Genomic DNA, 21,754 nt, shown 5'->3' on the forward strand with positions numbered 1-21,754 from the left:
GATAGTGTCTCATGAATAGCTAACTTAATATCTTTTTTATCATCCCAGAATTTACTAATATTACTCAACACAATTTTTCTAAACTCGTTATGTAATCCAGTATTTTCTCTTTCCATAAAATCAATTCCATTACTTTTCACTTTTTCGTTGAGTGCATTTTCAGTAATAACAATTGCGAATAATGGCTTTCTTTTCTCTAACGCATATTCGTACTCTAAGTGAGTATAGCTTTTACCTGAGGCTGGCTCCAAGCTACCGTATCGCCCACCCAATATTAAAAGATAAATGTCAGACTCATCAATCCATCTTTTTATAACAGTCATCTGTGATTCATCACCGGCTGAGAACAATTCCATACCCGCAGGTATATGACCCGAAGATAAAATTGCTTCAACAGCTGCTTGTCGCTCTTCACGTAAATCAGTATATGTAGAAGAAACAAAAACCTGTAGTTTTTTATCCTTCATATTATAACTTGTAAATATTATTAAGTGGAATATTTATAAAGTATTCATAGTCTATATCCTCTGGCACATCTCCTAAAGGCTCAATATTAACTGTTATATAGACTGGTTCACCCTTCTCATAGAAATAAAAATCATTCACATTGACATCAATAATTCTGCCTTCAATTTTTAAAGGTTCATTTTCATCAATGTCAATATAAGCCATTACTTCTTGGTTATAAAGGAAATTTAGATTTGCCATAGTAATAATTAGTTTAAAATTTATTTATCTAAGATATAAATTTTACAATTTATTAGGCACATCATCATCTACAAACTCTATAATATCGCCCGGCTGGCAATCCAGCTCGCGGCAAATAGCCTCCAGCGTACTAAAGCGTATGGCCTTTGCTTTACCCGTTTTTAAGATAGAAAGATTGGCTGTAGTAATGCCCACACGCTCGGCAAGTTCATTGCTGCGCATTTTGCGCTTAGCAAGCATAACATCAAGATTTATAATTATAGCCATGCTTAAATAGTTAAGTCTGTTTCTTCTTTAAGCTGCGTACCTTTTTGGGTAAGGTAATGAAATACATATATAATCTTGCCGCTTAAGTAGCCCACAAGTAACATGGGTATTTCAGCAAATATAATTCTAGGGTTATTAAACCAAAACACACCCACAAAAATAAACAGCAGGTATTTTGTTTTAGCGAAAATAATAATGCCGCTGCTCGCCTTTTTAAACTCGGATGGCTGGTTCTCATAAAAAACCTCATCATTATTAAGCCGTATAAAACTGCGCCTCAGTTGCAGCAACACATAAACCAGATAACAGAGCAAAAGCCCGTATAAAGCATAAAAAACAGCTAACGTTAAAGGCTGGTCGGCAAAGCCATGCATACCCTCAAACTGCTCGCGCGCCATTATTTCCGCTTCTTCGGGAATCACTATTAATTTGTACGCTTTAAAAAACTGCACTATTGCAGTGCCGCACATAAATAATATTAAAATTTTTAGTGTAAATAATATAGCTGTTAAATTACCTTTCATAGCTTATACGGTTAAATCGTTATCTTCTTTAATGCCTTTTGCCATCAGGAATACTTCACTAAGTACAATAAAGAAAAGGCCAAGACCGGGTATCAGTAAATAGTCATTAATCATAAACTCCAAATTTATCTTGATTGGGCTATTAGTAAGTGCAAAATATATAATAGGTACTAAAATAAGTGCATAACCTATTAATATAGCTCTTCCCATTTGGTCGAAATTTCTAATGACAGCAGTATCAAAAATTATTCGCTTCCGGAATAAAACAAGTGTTTTTCTAAATAAATAGATAGCATATACCTGAAAGGCATAACCAGTATACATTATAACCATTGAAAGAACAATTTCCAAACTTGTTGTATCAGTTACAATTTCATCATTTACCGATATTGTATAGTCAAAAGGAACTTGCTCAGGCATTATTGCAATCATAAGTATCATCGGTAAGCCAAAGACAATTCCTAAAACAGCAAAAAAATAGACTATGTCAATAAGTGATTTTAAAAGCCAGAGTTTTCTCATCGTAATTTAGTTTAGATTAACGCGATACAAATATATAAATTTTATTGAAAAACAATAATTATTAATTGCTTTTCAACATGGACGATTAAATGTGAAGGTTTCTAAAAGATACTTATTTTTGATGTCATGAAAGCACTACCACCAAGCCTGGAAAAAAAACTGCAAACAAGGACAAATGAGGGCGCGTTGCGCAGCTTACCTGATGCACTCCATTTAACAGACTTTGCCTCTAATGATTACCTTGGGCTTTCAAAAAGCACAGCTCTGCACAAAACGGCTGATAATCTTTTATCAAAAAGGAAATTTTACGGGAACGGTGCAACGGGCTCAAGGCTTATAACAGGCAACCACAGCCTTTATAGAGAAGCAGAAACTGCCATAGCACAGTTTCATAATGTAGAAAGCGCGTTGATATTCAATTCAGGCTATGATGCCAATATTGGTTTCTTTTCCTGTGTGCCCCAAAAAAATGATGTTGTGCTGTATGATGAGTTTATACACGCATCCATACGCGACGGGTTAAGGCTTGGCAACGCCACTGCTTATAAATTTAAACACAATGATTTAGCAGCACTCGAAAAAAGCATACTGCAACACCGCGAAAAGGCACAGGAGCTTTATATTGTTACCGAATCTGTCTTTTCTATGGATGGCGACAGCCCTGATTTAAAGCAATTGACAGGCATAGCTGCAAAATACAGTTGCCGCATCGTTATTGATGAGGCGCATGCTGTGGGCATTTTCGGCACGAATGGCGAAGGGCTTATACAGCACATAGGGCTTGAAGATGAAGTTTTTGCCCGGATAGTTACTTTTGGTAAGGCAATGGGCTGCCACGGCGCGGCTGTTTTGGGCGTTAAGGAGCTGAAAGAGTATCTTGTTAATTTTGCGAGGAGCCTTATATACACAACGGGGTTACCGCCCCATGCCCTGGCAAAAATTAGTGCGGCCTATTCGGTTATGCTGCAACAGGCAGAAGCAAGGCAGACACTCTTTAAGAATGTTACCTTTTTTAAAGCCGAAGCAAACAGGCTTCATGTTAGTAATCTAATACCAAGCGATTCGGCTATACAATGCGTGGTAATTCCGGGAAATGAAAAAGTAAGGCATATTGCAATGCAATTACAGGAGCAGGGGTACAGCATAAAGCCGATACTCTCCCCTACTGTACCCCGAGGGCAGGAAAGGCTGCGGTTTTGCCTGCACAGCTATAATACACAAGATGAGATATCAGGTATATTATACAGCTTAAAAGCTATCCTTTAACCTCAGAGTTGCTCCGCCTTGGCCTTCGTTTAAACCAGTTACTGTCTTCTTCTCCAAACAGGTAGGCATACGGTTGGGTGTCCGGGCTCATTTCAAACAGTTTCTTTAAAATGGCAATGGTAGGTATAATCAGTATCATGCCCACTATGCCCCATATTGCGCCACCTATCAGTAATCCTAAAAAGGTTACAAGTGCATTAAGGTTTACATTGCCACCTGTAATTTTAGGTGTTAAAAAAGCACCTTCAAGCAATTGTATAAAGGTAAACGCCACCACTACAGCTATCGGGTAAAAAACGTTGTCTTTGGTAATTAGTGCGAAAATAAACGGCAGTATCGCTCCGAGTATTGGCCCCAGATAAGGTATTATGTTAAGCATACCCGCCAGTACCCCGAAAAATATAGCATGCTCTATACCCAGTGCAAAGAGTACTGCGGTATTTACTATTGCCAGTATCAGCATTACCTTGCCTGCCCCGGTTATATAAGCGTGTACAATACGCCTGATAGAAGATAATTTCTTAAGCAGGTCGCCATCTTTTTCCTTACTAAAAACCTTACTGATAAATACGGCAAGGTGGTCGCGGTAAATCAAAAGGAAAAAAATAAATACGGGCAGCAATATAATATCAGACAAAGTGTTTATTACCGAGAATATCAGTTGGCTGGTATTGGCATCTTCAGGCTGTACAATTTCTACTGCTTTGTTTAGTTCAAAACCATTGTACATACCCATATCCACACCCAGGTTTTCATAAGCCCATGTATTGGCATCTATAACATAGCCGTTAATTTTCTCCGACATATTGCTGCCGAGATCTTCTATAAATCCGCGCACCTGGAAATAAATGAATATAAGCGTACCCGATATGACAAATACAAAAGCCAAAAGGCATATAAATGCGCTTATAGATCGGGGAATCTTCCTTCGCTCCAGCCTGTTGCAGACAGATGTGAGGAGCATGGCTATAAAGCCTGAAATAAAAAGCGGTACCAGTATAGCCTTAGCCACTATCATAAAAAAGATTATGATTATTATGAGCAACGATATATAAACCGTTTTTATATAATTGGGTATTTTAAATTCATTCATAAGTAAACACATGTTAAAATAAGGGTGGTAGTCAAATTTACATATAATAAAATCCTGATATTGATAATGTTTTATTAAAATTGAACAACTGCATATACTGCTGTTGCCGATACTGCAGCCTTATGAATATTTGTATTTTTGCACAATATGAAAAAAGAATTTGTAAAAATCAGGGCTTTTGAATATGCTTCGGAAGCACATATAGTAAAAGGCAGGCTCGAACATGAAGGCATAGAAGTTTTCATGGCAGATAATTTCACCATTGATACCGATCCGCTTGTAAGCAATGCCATAGGTGGCGTAAAGCTGTATGTAAAAGCCGAGGATGTAGAAAACGCTAATAAAGTGTTAGAAAGCATAAGCCGCTATTCTGTTGACGAAAACGGCATACCCATCTCCTGCCCTAACTGTGGCGATCAGAAAGTGGAAGTAGGCAGCACGGTAAGAAATACAAAATCATTACTAGCCTTCCTTTTTAGTTTCGGGCTGTTGGGCACGTTACCATTTTACACTAAATACAAATACCGATGCAATAACTGCAACAACGAATTCAATATAAAATGAAGCTATTTATTACAGGAATAGGCACCGATGTTGGCAAAACAGTAGCTGCCGCCATAGTTACCGAAGCGCTTGAGGCCGACTACTGGAAACCCGTGCAGGCGGGTGACCTTGATAACTCTGATACTCATAAAATAAAGAAATACATAAGCAACAGTAAAACGGTTTATCACCCAAACAGCTATGCATTAAATACTCCTGCAAGCCCTCACCTTGCCGCCGTGCTTGACGGTGTTACCATTACCCTTAATGCTGTAAAAGAGCCTAAAACCAAAAACAATCTGGTAATAGAGGGTGCGGGCGGGCTGTTGGTTCCGCTTAATGATACGGACACCATTGCCGACTTAATTAAGCCCGACTATAAAGTAATTATAGTAACACGCCACTACCTGGGCAGCATCAACCACACGCTGCTAACGTTTGAGGCATTACAAAATAGGGGCATACATCCGGCAGGCATTATTTTTAACGGTAACGAGAATAAGCCGACTGAAGATATCATCTTAAAGAAAACAAATGCGCCCGTTATAGGCAGGATAGCCGATGAGCCGTATTTTGATAAAAATGTTATTGCCGAATATGCCGATGCATTTCGAGATAACCTTTTAAAACTTAAATAATGACCAAAAACCAGGCAAATGCACAAAATGCTTCGTTGGCAGAACGCGATGCAAAGCACCTTTGGCACCCTTATACACAACATAAAACAGCAGCGTTGCCCGTTGGTATTGTGCGCGGCGAAGGCGCCCTGCTGTGGGATGAAAACGGAAAACAGTATATAGATGCCATAGCTTCGTGGTGGGTAAACCCATACGGGCACAGCAACAAATTTATAGCCGATGCCGTTTACAGGCAGCTCACAACACTGGAGCATGTATTGTTTGGTGGTTTTACGCACGAGCCTGCTGTACAGCTTTCCGAAAAATTGATTGAAATTTTGCCGGATAACCAGCAAAAACTTTTCTTTTCAGATAATGGCTCTACGGCGGTAGAGGTTGCCATTAAGGTAGCCCTGCAATACTATTACAACAAAGGCGAAAAGCGCACCCGCATAATTGCGTTTGAAGATGCCTTTCATGGCGATACGTTTGCTGCAATGGCGGCAAGTGGCATATCATTCTTTACAGAGGCTTTTAAAGGCTCGCTGATAGAAGTTACCCGTATACCCGTTCCCGTTAAAGGCAAAGAGCAGGAAAGCCTTGAAGCGATGCAGGAACTGGCTGCGGGGGGCAACTATGCGGCTTTTATATTTGAGCCGTTGGTACAGGGAGCGGCAGGCATGGTTATGTATGAGCCGGAACCGCTAAACGAGCTTATAGCAATATGCAGGAAAAACGGCATTTTTACCATAGCCGATGAAGTAATGACAGGCTTTGGCAAAACAGGAAAAAATTTTGCCTGCAATTACCTTACAGAGCAGCCCGACATGATGTGCCTGAGTAAAGCCCTTACCGGCGGTACCATACCTATGGCAATAACTACTTTTACCCAACAGCTATTTGACGGTTTTTATGATGATGATGTTAACAAGGCATTGTTTCACGGGCATACTTTTACAGCTAACCCAACTGCCTGTGCGGCAGCACTGGCCGGTTTAGAGCTGTTACAGCAACCCGAAATGCAGCAAAACCTCATCCGTATAAATGAAAACCACATGCGTTTTAAGGCAACAATAGAGCATCATCCGCGTGTAAAAACAGTAAGGGTGCTGGGCGTAATCCTGGCTTTAGAGCTTACAACCGACAGCAAAGAAAGCTACTACGGCGGGCTTCGCAACAGGCTCTACACCTTTTTTATTGATAACGGTATAATTATCAGGCCTGTAGGAAACATCATTTACATACTGCCGCCTTATATTATAAGCGATGATTTGTTATCAAATATTTATGAAAAGGTAGCATTGGCGATAGAGAAAATAATGTAATTTAGGATTACTAATTACATCATTTGTATGATCCATCCTGATACTGAACTCCGCTTTATCAACAACATAGTGGGCTATGGTGTTGTAGCAAAGAAATTCATTCCAAAAGGCACAATAACATGGGTTCAGGATGATCTGGACAGCATCTATACCGCCGACTCTCTCTCTAAAATAAACCCATTAATGCACAGCTACATCGAAATCTACTCTTTTACAAACGGGCGGGGCGAAAAAGTGCTGTGCTGGGACATAGCCAAATATGTAAACCACAGCTTTAACCCAAGCTGCATGAGCACCGCCTATGATTTTGAAATTGCCATTCGTGACATATACCCGGGCGAGCAGCTAACAGACGATTACGGCTACCTGAATGTGTCTGAACCTTTTGAGGCAGAAGATGAAGGCACAGCGCGTAAAGTGGTTTATCCGGATGATTTGCTAAAGTATCATGATGTATGGGATAAAGCCATACAGGACAACCTGCACAATATTCCGGAAGTGGCACAGCCATTGCAAAAATTCATACCCGCTAACCTGTGGGAAGAGTTTAGTAAGGTGCTGGCAGGGCAGCAGCCGTTAAAATCTATAAAAAGCTGTTATTTTCCGCAAATTGAGGCAAACAGGCCATAAGGTTATGCCATTAACTGCTTTTGCAGTACTTTTGCCTGTAAATGCAACACATTTTGGCACTACCTGTTTCTATTACCTCACTCGCTTCGTTTTCTCCATTAGGCAACAATCCCAAAACGGTCTGGCAAAGTTACCTTGATGATGCAACGCGCATCCGCAAAATAACCTTTGGCAACAAAACAGCCTTTGGCGCGCCTTTACCGGAAACGTTACAGCAGGAAATACGAACATTACGCGAAACAGAAAGCAGGTATGCAGCGCTTGACGATTCAGTGCTATATGCTATTGTAGCCTCAAGGCAGGCTGTTAAAGCTGCCGGATGGCAATCAGGCGACGATTTTGGCATTAATATAGGCTCTTCACGGGGCGCAACCGGGTTGTTCGAAAAGTACCATTCCGAGTTCATTACTACGGGCGCTACGGCTACGCAGGCATCTCCTACCACCACACTGGGCAATATAGCCTCTTGGGTGGCGCAGGACCTTAAATCATCCGGGCCTGATATATCACACTCCATTACTTGTTCTACTGCGCTGCATGCTGTACTTAACGGCGTTGCATGGCTTGGGTCGGGCATGGCGCAAAAGTTTTTAGTTGGCGGCAGCGAAGCTCCCCTAACCCCTTTTACCATTGCACAGATGCAGGCCATGAAAATATATGCTTCAAAAGAAAGTGATTATCCGTGCCTTGCAATGGACTTAACCAAAAAAAGCAACAGCATGGTCTTGGGAGAAGGCGCTGCGGCTGCCTGCCTTGTACCCGGCAGGGTGCCAAATGCCCTCGGCTATATAGAAGGTATAGGCTATGCAACCGAAGCCCTGAAACACAGCGTATCCATATCTGCGAATGCGGAGTGCCTGCAAAAGTCGATGCAAATGGCGATTTCAGGTATTAACCCAAAAGAAGTAGATGCTGTTGTGATGCATGCCCCAGGTACTGTAAAAGGCGACCTATCGGAATATAATGCCGTAAAAGCTGTCTTCGGCGAAAGCCTGCCCCTGCTTACCACCAACAAATGGAAAACGGGCCACACTTTTGGTGCTTCGGGGCTGCTGAGCCTGGAGCTTGGCCTCATGATGATACAGCACAACGGGTTTATTAATGTGCCCTATCTTGCATCACAAAAGCAAACAAAAGATATTAAAAAAGTACTCGTAAACGCAGTTGGTTTTGGCGGTAATGCCGTTAGTATTTTAATTAGCCGATAATTTTAAGTACATTTGGGTAGCAATATTTACCTGATGAACAGCAAGGCTCCATCTTATTTTTTTGCTGCTGCACTACTACTGCTGGCACTGCCTGCGGCAAATATGGCTTTATGGATAGTAACTGCCGAAAATAATACCGATTTTGAAACCTCACTGCAAATTTATCTCTCCTACTTCCCTGAATTTTTAAGGAACGGACGGCTTTTAACACTAATCAATATACTGATGCTGGCGCTTGCAGCAGGGCTTTTTTATAAAAGCATGGCTGCACCCAAGCTAAGGCTGGCCGGTATAGTATCAGGTATTATCAGCATTTTGCTGCTTATGTGGAATGTATTTTCATTGTTGTAATGCTGCCTATTGCTTTCCACCCTATATACCGCCACCCGCTGCCTGAAGGCCATAGGTTTCCCATGATAAAATATGAGCTGCTGCCACAGCAACTGATACATGAAGGAACGGCTACCGAGAGCGATTTTTATGCACCACCCATGCCCGATATGGGGCATGTACTTCGGGTTCATAAAGAAAGTTATGTAAACGACCTCCTCAACCTTACGCTGGATGCGCGGGCAGCACGCAAAATAGGATTCCCGCTTTCGGCAGAACTGGCAGAGCGTGAGCTGCGCATAGTGCAGGGCACCATCTGGGGGAGCCTGCAGGCAATAGAAAAAGGTATAGCATTCAATATAGCCGGCGGTACCCACCATGCCTACAGCACCCACGGAGAAGCCTTCTGCCTGCTTAACGACCAGGCAATAGCGGCACAATACCTCTTAGACAACAGCCTTGCGAAAAAAATACTGATTGTTGACCTTGATGTGCACCAGGGTAACGGCACGGCTGAAATTTTCGCAGGTAACGAAAGTGTCTTTACCTTCAGCATGCACGGCAAAACCAATTATCCGTTCAAAAAAGAAATATCCGACCTTGATATTGCCCTGCCTGACGATACCACTGATGCTGAATATATGTCTATACTCCGCGAAACATTACCCAAACTGACTGAAAAGATTAAGCCCGATTTTATATTTTACCTCTGCGGGGTAGATATACTCGCTTCAGATAAACTGGGCAAGTTAGGGTGCAGCATAGAAGGTTGCAGGCAACGCGATGAATATGTACTGAGCACCTACCATAAACTCAACATACCTGTACAATGCAGCATGGGCGGTGGCTACAGCCCCGATATTAAAACAATTATAGAGGCACATGCCAACACCTACCGTGCGGCTAAGCAAATTTATTTTTAAAATCATTGCGAATTCTAATTCCGCATGCACCGATACTCATTTACGCTAATTACATACTACATAGCTTATTATATTCGTTTTATATTATATTTTACGCGTGTTTTCGCACGCTTAAAATATTTTAATATATATTGCACCCTTTAATTTTTTAACTATGAAAAAACTTTTACTATTACTTGCGGTAATTTGCTCAATGCCATTTTACGCACAGCAAAGAGTTGCTGCAAAAGTGCAGGAGCTACGCAGTAACAGAGCCGATTTTAAGAGCTTTAGCCCACTTATGCCTGCTCAGGGCACGAAAGATTATCCGGTAGTGGAGAATGAAACTTATGCTACGCTAAATACTGCTGTTTTAAAGTCAATATACGATAATAAGCCGGAAACACTAACGCTTACTATACCTTACCAGGGTACTGAAATAAACGTAAGCCTGTATAAAGTAAACATCTTTGCCGAAGGTTTTCATGCAGATACTGACAAAGAAAAAGACTTTGCCTACAAACACGGGGTGTATTACAGGGGCATCATTAATAACGACAATGCCTCTTTAGCCTCTTTCAGTTTCTTTGAAAATGAAATGGCGGGTATTGTTTCTAACCAGCAGTATAATAATATTGTTGTGGGGAAACTGAAAAAAGAACACAATTTCTCTGAATACATTATTTACTCTGACAGCGAGCTGAATGTTGCCAATTCTTTTAACTGTTTAATATCGGATGAGATTAAAGAAGGCAGGAGTTTTGGTAAAAAATCGGCGGCAACCGCGCAGAGTACTGAAACCATCCGTTGTGTAGGAATTTACTTTGAAGTAGATTTTAACATGTACCAGGAAAACTTTTCAAATCAGGACCTTACTGCCAACTGGCTTACTGCTTTATTCAACAGCATACAGACGCTATATGCCAATGACGGTATAGACATCGCATTAAAATCGTTTTTTATTTGGACGTCTTTCGACCCTTATTTAGGAAGTGACGCCGAAGATAAACTTTTTGGCTTTCTGGAAGAGCACGAGCTTAATAGTTTTGATGGCGACTTAGGCCAGCTTGTTGGAGAAGATGCCGGAGGCTTAGGCGGGCTTGCTTTTCTTAACGGTGTGTGCAACGCTCCCATTAATGTGAGCTATGTAGATGTAAACGATAATTTCCTGGCAGATTTGCCACAGTACTCGTGGAGTGTACAGGCCTGCACGCACGAGTTTGGCCACCAGTTAGGCTCACCACACACACATGCCTGCGCATGGAACGGTAACAATACTGCTATAGACGGTTGTTTTGATACCGAAGGTGGCTGTTCACCGGGGCCAATACCCCCTACAGGCGGTACTATAATGAGTTACTGCCATTTAAGCCAGGTAGGGGTTAACCTTGCCAACGGTTTCGGGCCACAGCCTACCGCGCTAATGACCAATGTTGTAAACTCTGCAAACTGCCTTGCCACAACCTGTGAAAGCATTATCTGCCAAAGCGGTTTAAGCAATCTGTCAGTAACAAGTTCATCTTCAAGCAATTTTGTAGCTTCGTGGGATGACCCGGCGAACACTACAGGCTTTTGGGATGTAATGGTACACGAGGCGAGCGCAACGCAGGGTGATATGTGGAACGAAGTAGGCGCGCAATCGGTAACGTTACAAGGCCTGCAGCCAAATACATATTATGTGCTTAAAGTACGCTCTGTATGCGAACTGGGCGTATCTCAGATAGAAGAAATACTTTTTGCTACGGATGCTGACTGGTGCGAAGGCCAGACATTTACAGACCCGGGAGGTGCTACAGCCAATTACAGTGATAACCAGCAGATAACACGTACTTTTACCCCTACAGAAGAAGGAAAGGTAATACGCGTAACCTTTACGTCTTTCAGCCTGGAGCAGGATTTCGACTTCCTGAGGGTTTATAACGGTGCAGGCACTACTGCTCCTCTAATTGGTAATTTTACCGGAGCATTCGTACAAAACCAGATAACCTCTACTGCGGCAGACGGCTCGCTTACTTTTGAGTTTACTTCTGACGAAATAATAAATGCAGGAGGATGGGTAGCAACGGTTGAATGTATCAATGCTGTAAGCGGTGTAAATGATAATGCATTCAGTAATTTTATGTATTATCCTAACCCTGCCACAAGTACAATCAACATAAGCGCCGGCGAAGAAATTACAGAGGTAAAAGTATATGCTGTATCAGGCCAGTTGCTTTTCACAAGGCAGGTAAATGCTACGCAAACTGCCATAGATATTTCGGCTTTAGCTAACGGGGTTTATTTCTTTAAAGCTACAAATGGCACTAAAGAAACGAACTTCAGGGTAGTGAAGCAGTAAAAGCCTTTTAAAAAACAGGGCTGCCTTAAGTGTGTTTCCATTTCGAGCGTAACAACGTGAAGTCGAGAAATCTAAATAGAAATTCTTAGAGATTTCTCCACAAGGTCGAAATGGAACAACAACACACCTAAGGCAGCCTTTTTATTTCTGCTCTATCCCTTTTTTAAGGATATCCTTTATCCCTTCAAGGTGCTCTGTAAACTCTGCAACCTGAGACAGCATTAACGCCATTTCATTACGGTCGCCAAAGCCTTTCAGCTTGTTGTTCTTTACAAAAGTTTCTTTTATAGATGCCCAACGCGCTTTTTCATCTTCATTAAGCGAATTGGTCATTTCCTTATATTTAAGCAGGTTGGCTTCTGCGGCGCTGGTAAGCGTTTGCGTTTCGTTACGGTAATGCGAAAGCAGTAATGTATCTACTTCCTCATCATTCATTACCGGCACTATCTTAGCCACCAGCTTGTTCATATCCCTGTACGAACCCTGCAGCCTGAACGGCGGCTCGGTCCGGTAAGCATCTTCCATCGCGGCAGAGGCTATATAGGCGGCATTGGCCTTAAGTACAACATTACGCACTTTTATTATCTTATCCAGCAGCGCAACATAGGTCTCTATTTCCTGCTTGCTGTGGTTGCCTTTCAGGTCGGCGCCATCGCGCTGCCCGGTTTCCGCCATTTGTATCAGCGGGTACAGGTCATCAGCGTTCTTAGCCATCAGTCCTGCCAGTACAGGGTTAGCGGTAAGCGCGTTTTCTATAAGGCTCAGTTCAAAAAGGTCGGCCTTGTTGCCTATCACGTCACCCAGGTTGTATATGTCGGCACGGTTAGCCAACATGTCCGGTATGCGGAACTTTTCCCCGGTTTCGGTATACGGGTTACCCGCCATCACCACGCAGAACTTCTTCGACTTCATGTCGTAGGTTTTGGGCTGCCCGTTGTACACCCCTTCAATCTTTCGCGTACCATCTGCCAGTGAAATGAACTTTTGCAGGAATTCAGGGCTGCAATGCTGTATATCATCAAGATAAAGCATTACATTGTTACCCATTTCCAGCGCCAGGTTCAGCTTTTTAAGTTCCTCACGGGCTGCGGCATTGGTAGCCGACGATGGGTCGACAGAAGTAATGTCATGCCCTATTGCCGGGCCGTTTATCTTCATAAACACCAAACCAAGCCTGTTGGCGATATACTCCATAAGCGTAGTTTTACCATAGCCCGGCGGCGATACCAGCAGCAACATACCCGAACGGTCGGTGCGGCGGTTCTCTCCCGCAGTACCTAACTGTTTGGCAAGGTTATCGCCAAACAACGGCAGGTAAACCTGGTCTATCAGCTTATTGCGCACAAATGAAGTAAGTACTTTCGGCATGAATTCGTTAAGCCTTAACTGCTCTTTCATTTCCTGCCCAATCCTGTGGCGCTCGGCGCGAAATTTCTCAAATGCAGGCACTTCTTCTTCAAAATATTTTGAAAGAAGGCGTATAAATTCATGGTAATGGAAACTATAATTTCCATCAGCTACTGTTGGGTGAGAACCCGCAAACCCCTGTCTTTCTTCTGAAGGCTCTATAGCGACTACTTTCTCCGCCGACTCATGCCTGTACAACAGCAGCGCGGTGACCTCATATAAATAATTCAGAAACTGCTGCTGCCCGGTTTCATTCAGGTAAGAAGCTACCCATTGTGCCGCAAGCAATACACCGCTTTCTTTATCGGGTGCATTATCTATATTGTGCCTGAAATTGACAGAAGCGTTCTTGCTGTCCAGCATTTTAAGGAAGCTCTCTGTTAACTGTGCGGCTTTGTGGCTTACGGTAAAGGCATCATCATCTTTAAGCTCCTCAAACAGGTAATGTGCTGCCTCAGCAGCATCTTCTGTAAACGTCCTGCCAAAGGCTGTTTCGTTAATAAAAGCCTGTAAGCGCTGCGCTATATCGTCAATTACATATTCAAACTCCCTGCTGTTGGGGAATACTGAAAGTACCGCCCCGCTTGCTTTAATTTTTTTATTGAGCTTTGTGCGCGCCTCATCTTCCATACCATACCAAAAGAACTGTGCCAATGCCCTTATTGCAGGCGCATATCGCAGCAGCCCGAGGTTATGGTGCTTTGCCGCCAGCACTTTCAGTATTTTAAAAGCATCTGCATCGTGCACGCCTTTTACATAGCCTTCTGTATAGTTTTTAGATGTTTCTTCCGACACCAAAACTTGCAATGCGCTGTCTTCCATTTCAAAAAGCTGCTGCGGGTTCTGGTTGCGGAATATCTTATAGGCCAGGAAAGCCGACCTGTATATGTGCTCATTCTCGCTTACCAGTTCCTGGTTCCAGTATTTTTGTGACGAAAGCAGAAGGCTGTCTTTTATATCCTGGTAAAAATCGGTTCCGGTAAGGTGGTATTGCAGGCTGCCGTCTTTATAAACTATGGTAAGGTCGAGCGGCTGCCTGTTTACCGCAAACTTATGCTTACCGAGCCTGATAATGTTTTCACCGTCTTCATACAGTTCCTGCTTGTCCTTTAGCTTGCGCAATGCATCTTCCCGCGCCGATTTCAGTTCGGTTTCAATGGCCTCTGCCTTGCCTGTATCTTCAAGCTCATGCAGTTGCTGCACAAGGTCGCGCAGCTTGCCTATCATCAAGTCGGATGCAAAATAGCCGTTTATCTCTTCAACCGAATTAAACGTAAGCGCTTTTGCCGCAACGTTTTTAAGAATGCGCCCCGAAGCAGTCTCTATAGCTACGGCTTTTTTGTTGCGTGCTTCTATAAGTGCGTTTTTGCGCGCCTCGAATGCCGAATAAACCTCTTCACGCTTTTCCATGACAGAGCCTGTAAACTCTTCATAATCTGCAAAACGCGCCTCTAGGTCTTCCAACTGTACCGATATTTTATTCAGTAGCTCGTCTGCCTTTTCGGGTGTAACAGCCCTGTCGAGCGCATTAACAATACTTTGGTCTATCAGCTTTACCTGCGCGGCAAAATCGGCTTTCGCCTCCTTACTGCCCAAAGAGGTTATCTTGTTCTTAATATCAGCTTTAACACGGTTTAGCGTAGCAAATATCAGCGAGATGTTATTGATTATCTGCGTTGATTTGCTCGTGTCCTCTATCTTCAGGTTCGACACAATATCGATAAGCATTTCTAGGTCGGCAGTAATTTTATTCACTTCTTCCTGTAATGCCTTGCCTTCTGCAACCGTAGTTATGCTTTCAATTGCGCCTTTCTTTTCATCAACACGGGCATGATAAGGCTCCAGCGCCTTATCATCCATCAGGAACTGTACGCAGTTTTGCGATATTTTTTCTGTTTCCTCAACTATCTCAGCTTCCAGCGTGTTGATGAATTCCGAATCCACATACCGCACTTCACGCAGACTTATTACCTCGCCACGCAATGAACGTAAAGCAGCTAAATCAGCTACATATACATCAATGTCATCCAGCGGCGAGCTTTTTATTTTTACAAACAGGCTTTCGGCTTTCTGGCGTACCTCATCCGTAAGTTTTTTTGCATTCTGCCTTAGCTGCACCACCTTTTCAAATTCGTCTATGGCGGCGTTAGCCGTTTTCTTTATCTCGGTAAGCGGCAGGTTAAGCTCAAAGGTCTCTTTACTGTTTATCCAGTAATAACCATCGAGTATGTTCTGCGCCATGCGGGTAAGGTCGGCATACAAACCCTCGTAATCGTCATTTTTGTTCAGCAGCGTTATAATAGCCTGGCAATCAGCCATAGCCTTCACAATATCCTTATTGCCTATTTTGTAGATGTAGCTGTCTTTATGCGGCGACGGCATAAAATCGCCCTTTACAAATGGCGTTTGCCATATCTGTACCAAATGGTTCTTTGTGGCCTCATCCTCCGCGCGGAAGTAGCACAGCTCGCCATTCTTTAAAATGGTAAAGCCGTTACATACTATGGGTGTGGTTACCTCGCGGGTAATAAGGTTGTACTGCATCAGCACATACTGCCCGAATTTTTCCTCATAGAACACATACATAAAGTCTTCGCCGTTTGGCGACGCAATGCGTTCCTGGAACATTAGGTTCTGCAGGCTGTTTTCATATATCTTATACTCCCCTGTTTGCAGGTAATAGCCGTTAGAAAAGATTAGCCCATGATCGTCAGGCAGCAGTATTGCCGAAGTTTCAAGGCTGTCTATTTTGCGGACTTCCTGCAGCTTGTGGTTGTATATAAAATAGCGCGGCTCTTCCTGAAACGGTTTTATGCGAAGTGCGATAAGGTTACCCAGGTCGGCATACTGAAAGTTACCATCGTCCAGTGTCTGGTCCGGGTGCGATACCTCCTCGTCATAAATACCTTTACCAACCGTGGTGTTGTCCTCAATCTTAATGGTGAGGGTACCACCAACAGTTTCTACAAACACCTTGTCGAGTATTGACACATGCGGGTGCTTGCCATAACGCTGCATATCGCGGGTGGTTTCCTGCCAGCGGAAATCGTGCTGGCGTGGAAATTTGTATTCGTGGTCGCTGCGGTTGTCTATATAAGTAAGTGTGTTGTCTTTAATCAGCCACTTAAAAGTCTTTATGTCACTAAGACGGTCGCTTATCTGGAACACCATGTGCAGGTAGTTGCCGGCAATAAAGAATTTGCGGAAACTGGTATCCCTGTAGTATTTATAAAGGTTGAAGAAATCGGAATGGAAGGTTTCGTCATTTATAAATTCAAGCCCTTCTTCACGAAATTCTTCATTTTCATATATATAGATGCTGAATACATCTTCCGCCTTAATATCGGTACGCAGCCCAAAGTGCACATTATAGCCCAGTATGCACCTTTCGCCTATCGATACAATATCGGCAGGAATGCAGTTGTTTTGGGTAATAATGCGGTTATTGGCTATGAGTTTGGTTTCTATACTGCCAAAAACTTCCTTACGGGCTTCGTTAAGCTTTTGCAGCCTGCCCAAAAGGTCGTTTTTCTGGGTTTGCAAACGCCCCTGTATAATCTCATAGGTACCGCCTTCCAGTGTACTCATGTTTGCTTGTATTTATAGTGTAACCAACGGTTCAGTTAGTTTTAATCTTCTCGAGTTCAATAATTTTATTGCTGCCTGCCGGTATTGTATCTTCTTTTATAACATATCCTTTTGCCTCAATAACTACATTCATTGGCGGGCATCTTAGTATTCCTCCGTTTATATCTGCCAACTTAAAGTCCCCCAAAGAATCAGTATATACGTTAGTATACTCTTTATCTTTCTTGTTGTAAACAAGTACATCCTTTATAGGGGCTTTTGTTTCTTTGTCTATAGTTGTACCTGTTACAACCCTGTAACAATCACAGGAAATAAAGAGAGCGATTATAATAACAATTCCGGTTAAGCGCTTCATATTCAGGAAGGATAAGATAACCTCCGGCACCCTGGGGCGCCGAAGGCATTATTTAAAAAAATCAACTAAACTGCCTATCCCAGTTTTTTGTCTGACAAGCCCATATTCTTAGCCATCAGCATCAGGTTAGAGAACAGGCCTTTCTCGCCCGAGTCGTCACTGCGTTTTTGCAGTTCCATCAATAACCCGGCTACCGTAAGGTTCTTAATGTCCTCGCTTGATATACCATACTTATCAGCAAAGCCTTTTATACGGTCCAGCAGGTTTTCCCTGCTTTCGCCGCCCTCGCCAAGAATGGCGTCTTTTATTTCACTGATGTTCTCGCTGTGGTTTACCAGCCTGTCAAAGCCTTTGGCGCGTGTAATCTGGTTCACGATCTGGTCAAAGAACATGGTTTCGCCACCCACGATATCAATCTTGGCAGCCTTAAGCGCTTCGCCTATAACATTGGCCTGGGCATCAGCTATATCCTTCTGTATGTTGATGTGGGCAAGATCTACCTGTAGCTCTTTGTTAAGCCTTAGCTTGAACTCTTCGTGCTCTTTACCTACTCCGTCAAGCTTTTTCATCGCTTCGGCTTTTTCTTCTATACCGCTTGCTTCTGCCATTGCTTTTTCTTTAATAACAGTAGCTTCAGAAAGTCCCAGTTCTCTTTCGGCTTCGGCTTTTGCCTTAAGGCCTGCGGCCTCGGCAAGCGCCTTCTTCTCGATAACAAGGGCATCAACAATACCCTGCCTTTCGTTAGCATCGGCTTTGGCGTGCATTACCTGCGCTTCAGAAAGTCCGAATGTGGCATCCTCTTTCGCTTTGGCTTCGGCAAGTATTTTACGGGCTTCGGCTTCTTTTTCGCTGGCAGCCATCCTTGCGGCAGCCTCTATGTTAATTTCTTCGGCTTTTTGCTTGGCGGCTTCTTTCTCTGCCTCGGCAGCCTTAAGGCGCTTAATGTACAGCTCTTCACTCTCTTTTTCAGCAAGTGTAACTGCTACTTTCTTCTTCCTCTCGGCATCCTTAAATGCCTCAATATCCTTAACGCTTTCCTGCTCTGTAACCACTCCTTTTTCGAGCATTACCCTGTCGCGGATAACATTTTGTATGTTTTTGCGCTCAACCTCAACCGCTTTGTCTTTTTCAATCTGGGCAAGGGTAACAATACGCTCCCTCTCGGTTTGCTCTAATGCGCGGTCTTTTTCTACCCTTTCGGTCTCTACGGCGGCGGTACGCTCTTTATTCTTGGCGGCTACTATAACAAGCCTGTCTTTATTCTCTTCGGCCACCTGTACTTTCTCAGCCGTGTTGATACGGGCTGTTTCGCTTTTAAGCCTTTCTTCTTCGTTTACTTTTGCTATTTCGGCTTCCTCACGGGCTTTGATGTTGGCAATTTCACGTTTTTGTATCTCTTCCTTCTCGGCAAGCTGGCGGTCTAAAGCTAAAATTGCTTCACGCGCCTCTACGTCCTGCTTGCGGATGGTTTTCTCCTCATCCCTGCGGATTAGGTTCGATTTAATATTTTGTGCCGCTGTAAGCTCTGTAATCTTCTTGATACCTTCAGAGTCAAGAATGTTATCGGTCTTAAGGTGGCTTAATGAAGTCTGCTCCAGGTCGTCTATAGCACAGTCATCCAGTATATAACCGTTAAGGTCGGTACCGATGATGGATATGATTTCTTCACGGAACTCGCTGCGCGCTTCGTATAATTCGATAAAGTCGAACTTCTTACCTACGGTTTTAAGCGCCTCAGAAAATTTGGCATCAAACAGGTTGCGCAGTACTTCTATTTCGCTGGCTCTTTCGCAGCCAATGGTTTGTGCCACATTTATAATATCGGCAGCCGATTTGTTTATCTTGATAAAGAAGGTAACCTTAATATCGGCACGGATGTTATCTTTACAGATAAGCCCGTTTACGCCGGTGCGCTCTACCTCGAGCTTTTTTACAGAGATATCCATTATCTCCATTTTGTGGAGTACCGGCACTACAAGGCCCGCATTAAAAAATACCTTGGTACCGCCTGCGCCGGTGCGAACAAGAACTTTGCCCTGTATGGTTTTCTTGTACATGGAGATAACCCATACCAACAGGCCGATAACCACAATGATAATGGCTATCATGGTAATTAACAGAGTGTTTCCTAACATTGTAATTTAGTGTTTAATTGATTGGTTTATAAAATGATTTCAAGAACAGATGTTATCAGGCCTATGAGGGCCCTGATAAGCGTGGTAAAAAAATATATCATGGTTGTTGGATGTTATAATTATTATGCAGTTAAATCAATAGTCAAACTTTTCTATAAGGTAATACCTCCTGTCATCGCTTTCGCGCACTATTACAGCCTGCTGCCCTGCGGTAATATCTTCTTCGGTATTGCTGCGCGCATACAACTTTATAGGGTCGCCGTTAACGGTTAACTCTATCATGCCTGTTTTTTGCGGCCCTACCGATGATACCACACTGCACCTGCGCCCTAAAAAATCTATCTCTGGCTCGCCTTTGTGGTTTACCTGCCTGTACAGGTAGCCAAGCGGCTTTGCAAGCAGCTTAACAAGAAACAGGCTAAACAACAGGTTGGGTATTATGAGCAGGAAGCCCAGCAATGTACTCTCTATACCCAGGTAATAAGTAATGTTGACACCTATGAGCCACATGCTGAAAAACATGATGGTAACAATAAACATCAGGGGCAGCTCATCAAAGTTAAAGTACTCCAGTACCTTCATAAAGCTGCTGCCTTCTGCTGCGCCTTCACTGCTGGTTGGGTCGGCATCAAAATCAGCATCAATATCTGCCGAATCAAAATCTATACTGAAATGGTCGGGGTCGAGGCCGGCAATAATAACCAGCACCCAGTAAATGACCATAACAATAGACATTATGGTGAAAAAAGCATTTACAGGCGAAAAAGAAATTTCTATTAATTCCTTCATTGGGTTTGTTTGTTACTCGTTCTTTTCGCCACTGATGCCCATTTGCGCCTTTAGCTTTTCAAGCTCGCTCACCGCTTTGGATTTTTTTACATCAACAGCATTATCTATCTCTGCATCTATAGATTTAGATGCACCGGCAATTTCGCCATAGGCTTCGGCAAGGGCTTCTTCCTGCAACACCTTTTCCTTCATGCGCTCCAGTAAAGAAATAGTTCCGTTACTGTCTATTTTTGCCATCTGCTTGTTCAGGTTCTTAGTAGCATCGGCCACCTTAACACGGCTGCGCAGTATCTTAAGCTCGTTTTCCCATTTGTTTATGTTCTGCTTAATGGTTTGCACGTTGGCTTCCATTTGCACTACATTATGGTCAAATTTCTCCTTATCTGCTTCTGCCCTTTTTTGGTGCGCTAACGATTCTTCTTTCTTTACAAGCGCTTCGGTAGCCAAACGGTCGGCTTCTTCCGGCTCTATGCCGCCTTTTTGTGCTTTTTTGAGTATCAGCATGGCTTTTTCGCTGTAATCTTCGGCCTTATTGCCATATTCCTCCACCTCGTTCTTGGCCCGTATGCTCATGGCTTTAACCTGCGCCAGCGCCTCCAGGCTTTTGTCAAGGTCATCTTTCATGTCCCTTATGCCCTGCTCGGTCATTTTTATCGGGTCTTCAATTCCGTCTATCGCATGGTGCACTTCGGCCTGCCCAATCTTGAATAATCTTCTTAAAAATCTCATCACATTAATTTTTTGAAAAGTTAATAATCTGTTCCGAATACTCGCTTAGCAGCAGGCTCAGCGAATTTAACGTTGCCCCAAACTCGTTCTGGTCTAAATTTTCGAGTTGCAGCGAGTCCCTGAAAATTACTTTTCTGCCTGTATCATCAAGCACAAACGCACCGTGAATAATATCGCGGTTCTTCTGGAGCAGCTCCTTAAACACCGGGTAAGCATCCGGCTTTACCTCAAACAGGAACTGTTCGAAAATAACAATGGGATATGCCACACAGATAATAAGGTTAATTATACCCTCCTGCTCATTGCTGACCATGAAAACGCATTCACTACGGTTTTCATATTTAATTTCCAGCTGAAGCTCATTCAGGTAATCTTTTACCACTCCGAAATAGTCTTTCATGTTACAGTAATTAAATAATTTTATAAAACTCGCTTTTTTTTTGTGTGCTCACAAATATTATTTTAAGTAGTTTTTAAC

General features: G+C 43.0%; 21 protein-coding genes. 9 read left to right on the forward strand and 12 right to left on the reverse strand.

Annotated features, from left to right (window positions below; all coding sequences use genetic code 11):
• The 5 genes from Q0K96_RS11440 to Q0K96_RS11460 form a co-directional block, all read right to left on the reverse strand.
• Positions 1-467, reverse strand: a 467-nt coding sequence (locus Q0K96_RS11440; protein ID WP_297334127.1) for a DUF4062 domain-containing protein, incomplete at its 3' end; no start/stop codon positions are given.
• A 1-nt stretch (position 468) separates the two neighbouring features.
• Complete coding sequence (locus Q0K96_RS11445; RefSeq protein WP_297334128.1) at positions 469-708, reverse strand: hypothetical protein; 240 nt, start codon at positions 706-708, stop codon at positions 469-471.
• A 42-nt stretch (positions 709-750) separates the two neighbouring features.
• Positions 751-975: a helix-turn-helix transcriptional regulator gene (locus tag Q0K96_RS11450; RefSeq protein ID WP_297334129.1), complete on the reverse strand. Its 225-nt coding sequence runs from the start codon at positions 973-975 to the stop codon at positions 751-753.
• A gap of 2 nt (positions 976-977) precedes the next feature.
• Positions 978-1,499: a DUF2975 domain-containing protein gene (locus Q0K96_RS11455; protein ID WP_297334130.1), complete on the reverse strand. Its 522-nt coding sequence runs from the start codon at positions 1,497-1,499 to the stop codon at positions 978-980.
• A gap of 3 nt (positions 1,500-1,502) precedes the next feature.
• On the reverse strand, positions 1,503-2,021 hold the full coding sequence (locus Q0K96_RS11460) for a DUF2975 domain-containing protein (RefSeq protein WP_297334131.1): 519 nt from the start codon (positions 2,019-2,021) through the stop codon (positions 1,503-1,505).
• 126 nt (positions 2,022-2,147) lie between these two features.
• On the opposite strand from Q0K96_RS11460, the gene Q0K96_RS11465 reads away from it, so the two are divergent.
• A complete protein-coding gene (locus Q0K96_RS11465) occupies positions 2,148-3,287 on the forward strand; it encodes an 8-amino-7-oxononanoate synthase (RefSeq protein WP_297334132.1) in 1,140 nt (379 codons plus the stop codon).
• Here Q0K96_RS11465 and Q0K96_RS11470 read toward each other — a convergent pair.
• Entirely contained in the window at positions 3,277-4,380 is a 1,104-nt protein-coding gene (locus tag Q0K96_RS11470; protein WP_297334133.1) for an AI-2E family transporter, read from the reverse strand. The two genes, Q0K96_RS11465 and Q0K96_RS11470, sit on opposite strands and share 11 nt — an antisense overlap.
• 147 nt (positions 4,381-4,527) lie before the next feature.
• Between Q0K96_RS11470 and Q0K96_RS11475 the strand changes: the two genes are divergently transcribed.
• The 8 genes from Q0K96_RS11475 to Q0K96_RS11510 all read left to right on the forward strand — a co-directional run bounded on the left by Q0K96_RS11475 (position 4,528) and on the right by Q0K96_RS11510 (position 12,273).
• Complete coding sequence (locus tag Q0K96_RS11475) at positions 4,528-4,944, forward strand: DUF2007 domain-containing protein (RefSeq protein ID WP_297334134.1); 417 nt, start codon at positions 4,528-4,530, stop codon at positions 4,942-4,944.
• Positions 4,941-5,561 (forward strand): dethiobiotin synthase, encoded by a 621-nt coding sequence (gene bioD, locus Q0K96_RS11480; protein WP_297334135.1) that lies wholly within the window; start codon positions 4,941-4,943, stop codon positions 5,559-5,561. Before Q0K96_RS11475 ends, bioD begins: the two co-directional genes overlap by 4 nt.
• Complete coding sequence (bioA, locus tag Q0K96_RS11485; protein WP_297334136.1) at positions 5,561-6,865, forward strand: adenosylmethionine--8-amino-7-oxononanoate transaminase; 1,305 nt, start codon at positions 5,561-5,563, stop codon at positions 6,863-6,865. Before bioD ends, bioA begins: the two co-directional genes overlap by 1 nt.
• Positions 6,866-6,892: 27 nt before the next feature.
• The gene (locus Q0K96_RS11490) at positions 6,893-7,495 is read left to right on the forward strand and encodes an SET domain-containing protein (protein ID WP_297334137.1); all 603 of its coding nucleotides are present in this window, start codon (positions 6,893-6,895) and stop codon (positions 7,493-7,495) included.
• Positions 7,496-7,548: 53 nt separating this feature from the next.
• A complete protein-coding gene (locus tag Q0K96_RS11495; RefSeq protein WP_297334138.1) occupies positions 7,549-8,703 on the forward strand; it encodes a beta-ketoacyl synthase N-terminal-like domain-containing protein in 1,155 nt (384 codons plus the stop codon).
• A 33-nt stretch (positions 8,704-8,736) separates the two neighbouring features.
• A complete protein-coding gene (locus Q0K96_RS11500) occupies positions 8,737-9,054 on the forward strand; it encodes a hypothetical protein (RefSeq protein WP_297334139.1) in 318 nt (105 codons plus the stop codon).
• Positions 9,054-9,956: a histone deacetylase gene (locus tag Q0K96_RS11505; protein ID WP_297334147.1), complete on the forward strand. Its 903-nt coding sequence runs from the start codon at positions 9,054-9,056 to the stop codon at positions 9,954-9,956. The genes Q0K96_RS11500 and Q0K96_RS11505 overlap by 1 nt, the downstream gene beginning before the upstream one ends.
• 154 nt (positions 9,957-10,110) lie before the next feature.
• Complete coding sequence (locus Q0K96_RS11510; RefSeq protein ID WP_297334140.1) at positions 10,111-12,273, forward strand: M12 family metallo-peptidase; 2,163 nt, start codon at positions 10,111-10,113, stop codon at positions 12,271-12,273.
• A 141-nt stretch (positions 12,274-12,414) separates the two neighbouring features.
• Here Q0K96_RS11510 and Q0K96_RS11515 read toward each other — a convergent pair whose 3' ends face one another.
• From Q0K96_RS11515 to Q0K96_RS11540, 6 genes are all read right to left on the reverse strand, one after another.
• Positions 12,415-17,268 carry a DNA repair ATPase gene (locus Q0K96_RS11515; RefSeq protein WP_297334141.1) on the reverse strand — a complete coding sequence of 1,618 codons (4,854 nt, stop codon included), beginning with the start codon at positions 17,266-17,268 and terminating at the stop codon, positions 12,415-12,417.
• 31 nt (positions 17,269-17,299) lie between these two features.
• Positions 17,300-17,623: a hypothetical protein gene (locus tag Q0K96_RS11520; RefSeq protein WP_297334142.1), complete on the reverse strand. Its 324-nt coding sequence runs from the start codon at positions 17,621-17,623 to the stop codon at positions 17,300-17,302.
• 74 nt (positions 17,624-17,697) lie between these two features.
• The gene (locus Q0K96_RS11525) at positions 17,698-19,758 is read right to left on the reverse strand and encodes an SPFH domain-containing protein (protein WP_297334143.1); all 2,061 of its coding nucleotides are present in this window, start codon (positions 19,756-19,758) and stop codon (positions 17,698-17,700) included.
• Between the two features lie 135 nt (positions 19,759-19,893).
• Positions 19,894-20,547 (reverse strand): OB-fold-containig protein, encoded by a 654-nt coding sequence (locus Q0K96_RS11530; protein ID WP_297334144.1) that lies wholly within the window; start codon positions 20,545-20,547, stop codon positions 19,894-19,896.
• Positions 20,548-20,559: 12 nt separating this feature from the next.
• Entirely contained in the window at positions 20,560-21,276 is a 717-nt protein-coding gene (locus Q0K96_RS11535; protein ID WP_297334145.1) for a PspA/IM30 family protein, read from the reverse strand.
• 4 nt (positions 21,277-21,280) lie between these two features.
• Positions 21,281-21,676, reverse strand: coding sequence for a molecular chaperone Tir (locus Q0K96_RS11540; protein WP_297334146.1), 396 nt, complete (start codon positions 21,674-21,676; stop codon positions 21,281-21,283).
• Positions 21,677-21,754 lie beyond the last annotated feature (78 nt).

It is taken from the genome of Flavobacterium sp., from assembly GCF_024305175.1.
Lineage (GTDB): Bacteria > Bacteroidota > Bacteroidia > Flavobacteriales > Flavobacteriaceae > Flavobacterium.

What these genes read in the sequence shown, in the direction of transcription:
- Q0K96_RS11505 (WP_297334147.1), top strand. Translation starts at nt 9,054, where the DNA reads ATGCTGCCTATTGCTTTCCACCCTATATACCGCCACCCGCTGCCTGAA.
- bioA (WP_297334136.1), top strand. Translation starts at nt 5,561, where the DNA reads ATGACCAAAAACCAGGCAAATGCACAAAATGCTTCGTTGGCAGAACGC.
- Q0K96_RS11500 (WP_297334139.1), top strand. Translation starts at nt 8,737, where the DNA reads ATGAACAGCAAGGCTCCATCTTATTTTTTTGCTGCTGCACTACTACTG.
- Q0K96_RS11445 (WP_297334128.1), bottom strand. Translation starts at nt 708, where the DNA reads ATGGCAAATCTAAATTTCCTTTATAACCAAGAAGTAATGGCTTATATT.
- Q0K96_RS11460 (WP_297334131.1), bottom strand. Translation starts at nt 2,021, where the DNA reads ATGAGAAAACTCTGGCTTTTAAAATCACTTATTGACATAGTCTATTTT.
- Q0K96_RS11490 (WP_297334137.1), top strand. Translation starts at nt 6,893, where the DNA reads ATGATCCATCCTGATACTGAACTCCGCTTTATCAACAACATAGTGGGC.
- bioD (WP_297334135.1), top strand. Translation starts at nt 4,941, where the DNA reads ATGAAGCTATTTATTACAGGAATAGGCACCGATGTTGGCAAAACAGTA.
- Q0K96_RS11520 (WP_297334142.1), bottom strand. Translation starts at nt 17,623, where the DNA reads ATGAAGCGCTTAACCGGAATTGTTATTATAATCGCTCTCTTTATTTCC.
- Q0K96_RS11540 (WP_297334146.1), bottom strand. Translation starts at nt 21,676, where the DNA reads ATGAAAGACTATTTCGGAGTGGTAAAAGATTACCTGAATGAGCTTCAG.
- Q0K96_RS11475 (WP_297334134.1), top strand. Translation starts at nt 4,528, where the DNA reads ATGAAAAAAGAATTTGTAAAAATCAGGGCTTTTGAATATGCTTCGGAA.
- Q0K96_RS11535 (WP_297334145.1), bottom strand. Translation starts at nt 21,276, where the DNA reads ATGAGATTTTTAAGAAGATTATTCAAGATTGGGCAGGCCGAAGTGCAC.
- Q0K96_RS11455 (WP_297334130.1), bottom strand. Translation starts at nt 1,499, where the DNA reads ATGAAAGGTAATTTAACAGCTATATTATTTACACTAAAAATTTTAATA.
- Q0K96_RS11470 (WP_297334133.1), bottom strand. Translation starts at nt 4,380, where the DNA reads ATGAATGAATTTAAAATACCCAATTATATAAAAACGGTTTATATATCG.
- Q0K96_RS11465 (WP_297334132.1), top strand. Translation starts at nt 2,148, where the DNA reads ATGAAAGCACTACCACCAAGCCTGGAAAAAAAACTGCAAACAAGGACA.
- Q0K96_RS11515 (WP_297334141.1), bottom strand. Translation starts at nt 17,268, where the DNA reads ATGAGTACACTGGAAGGCGGTACCTATGAGATTATACAGGGGCGTTTG.
- Q0K96_RS11525 (WP_297334143.1), bottom strand. Translation starts at nt 19,758, where the DNA reads ATGTTAGGAAACACTCTGTTAATTACCATGATAGCCATTATCATTGTG.
- Q0K96_RS11510 (WP_297334140.1), top strand. Translation starts at nt 10,111, where the DNA reads ATGAAAAAACTTTTACTATTACTTGCGGTAATTTGCTCAATGCCATTT.
- Q0K96_RS11530 (WP_297334144.1), bottom strand. Translation starts at nt 20,547, where the DNA reads ATGAAGGAATTAATAGAAATTTCTTTTTCGCCTGTAAATGCTTTTTTC.
- Q0K96_RS11450 (WP_297334129.1), bottom strand. Translation starts at nt 975, where the DNA reads ATGGCTATAATTATAAATCTTGATGTTATGCTTGCTAAGCGCAAAATG.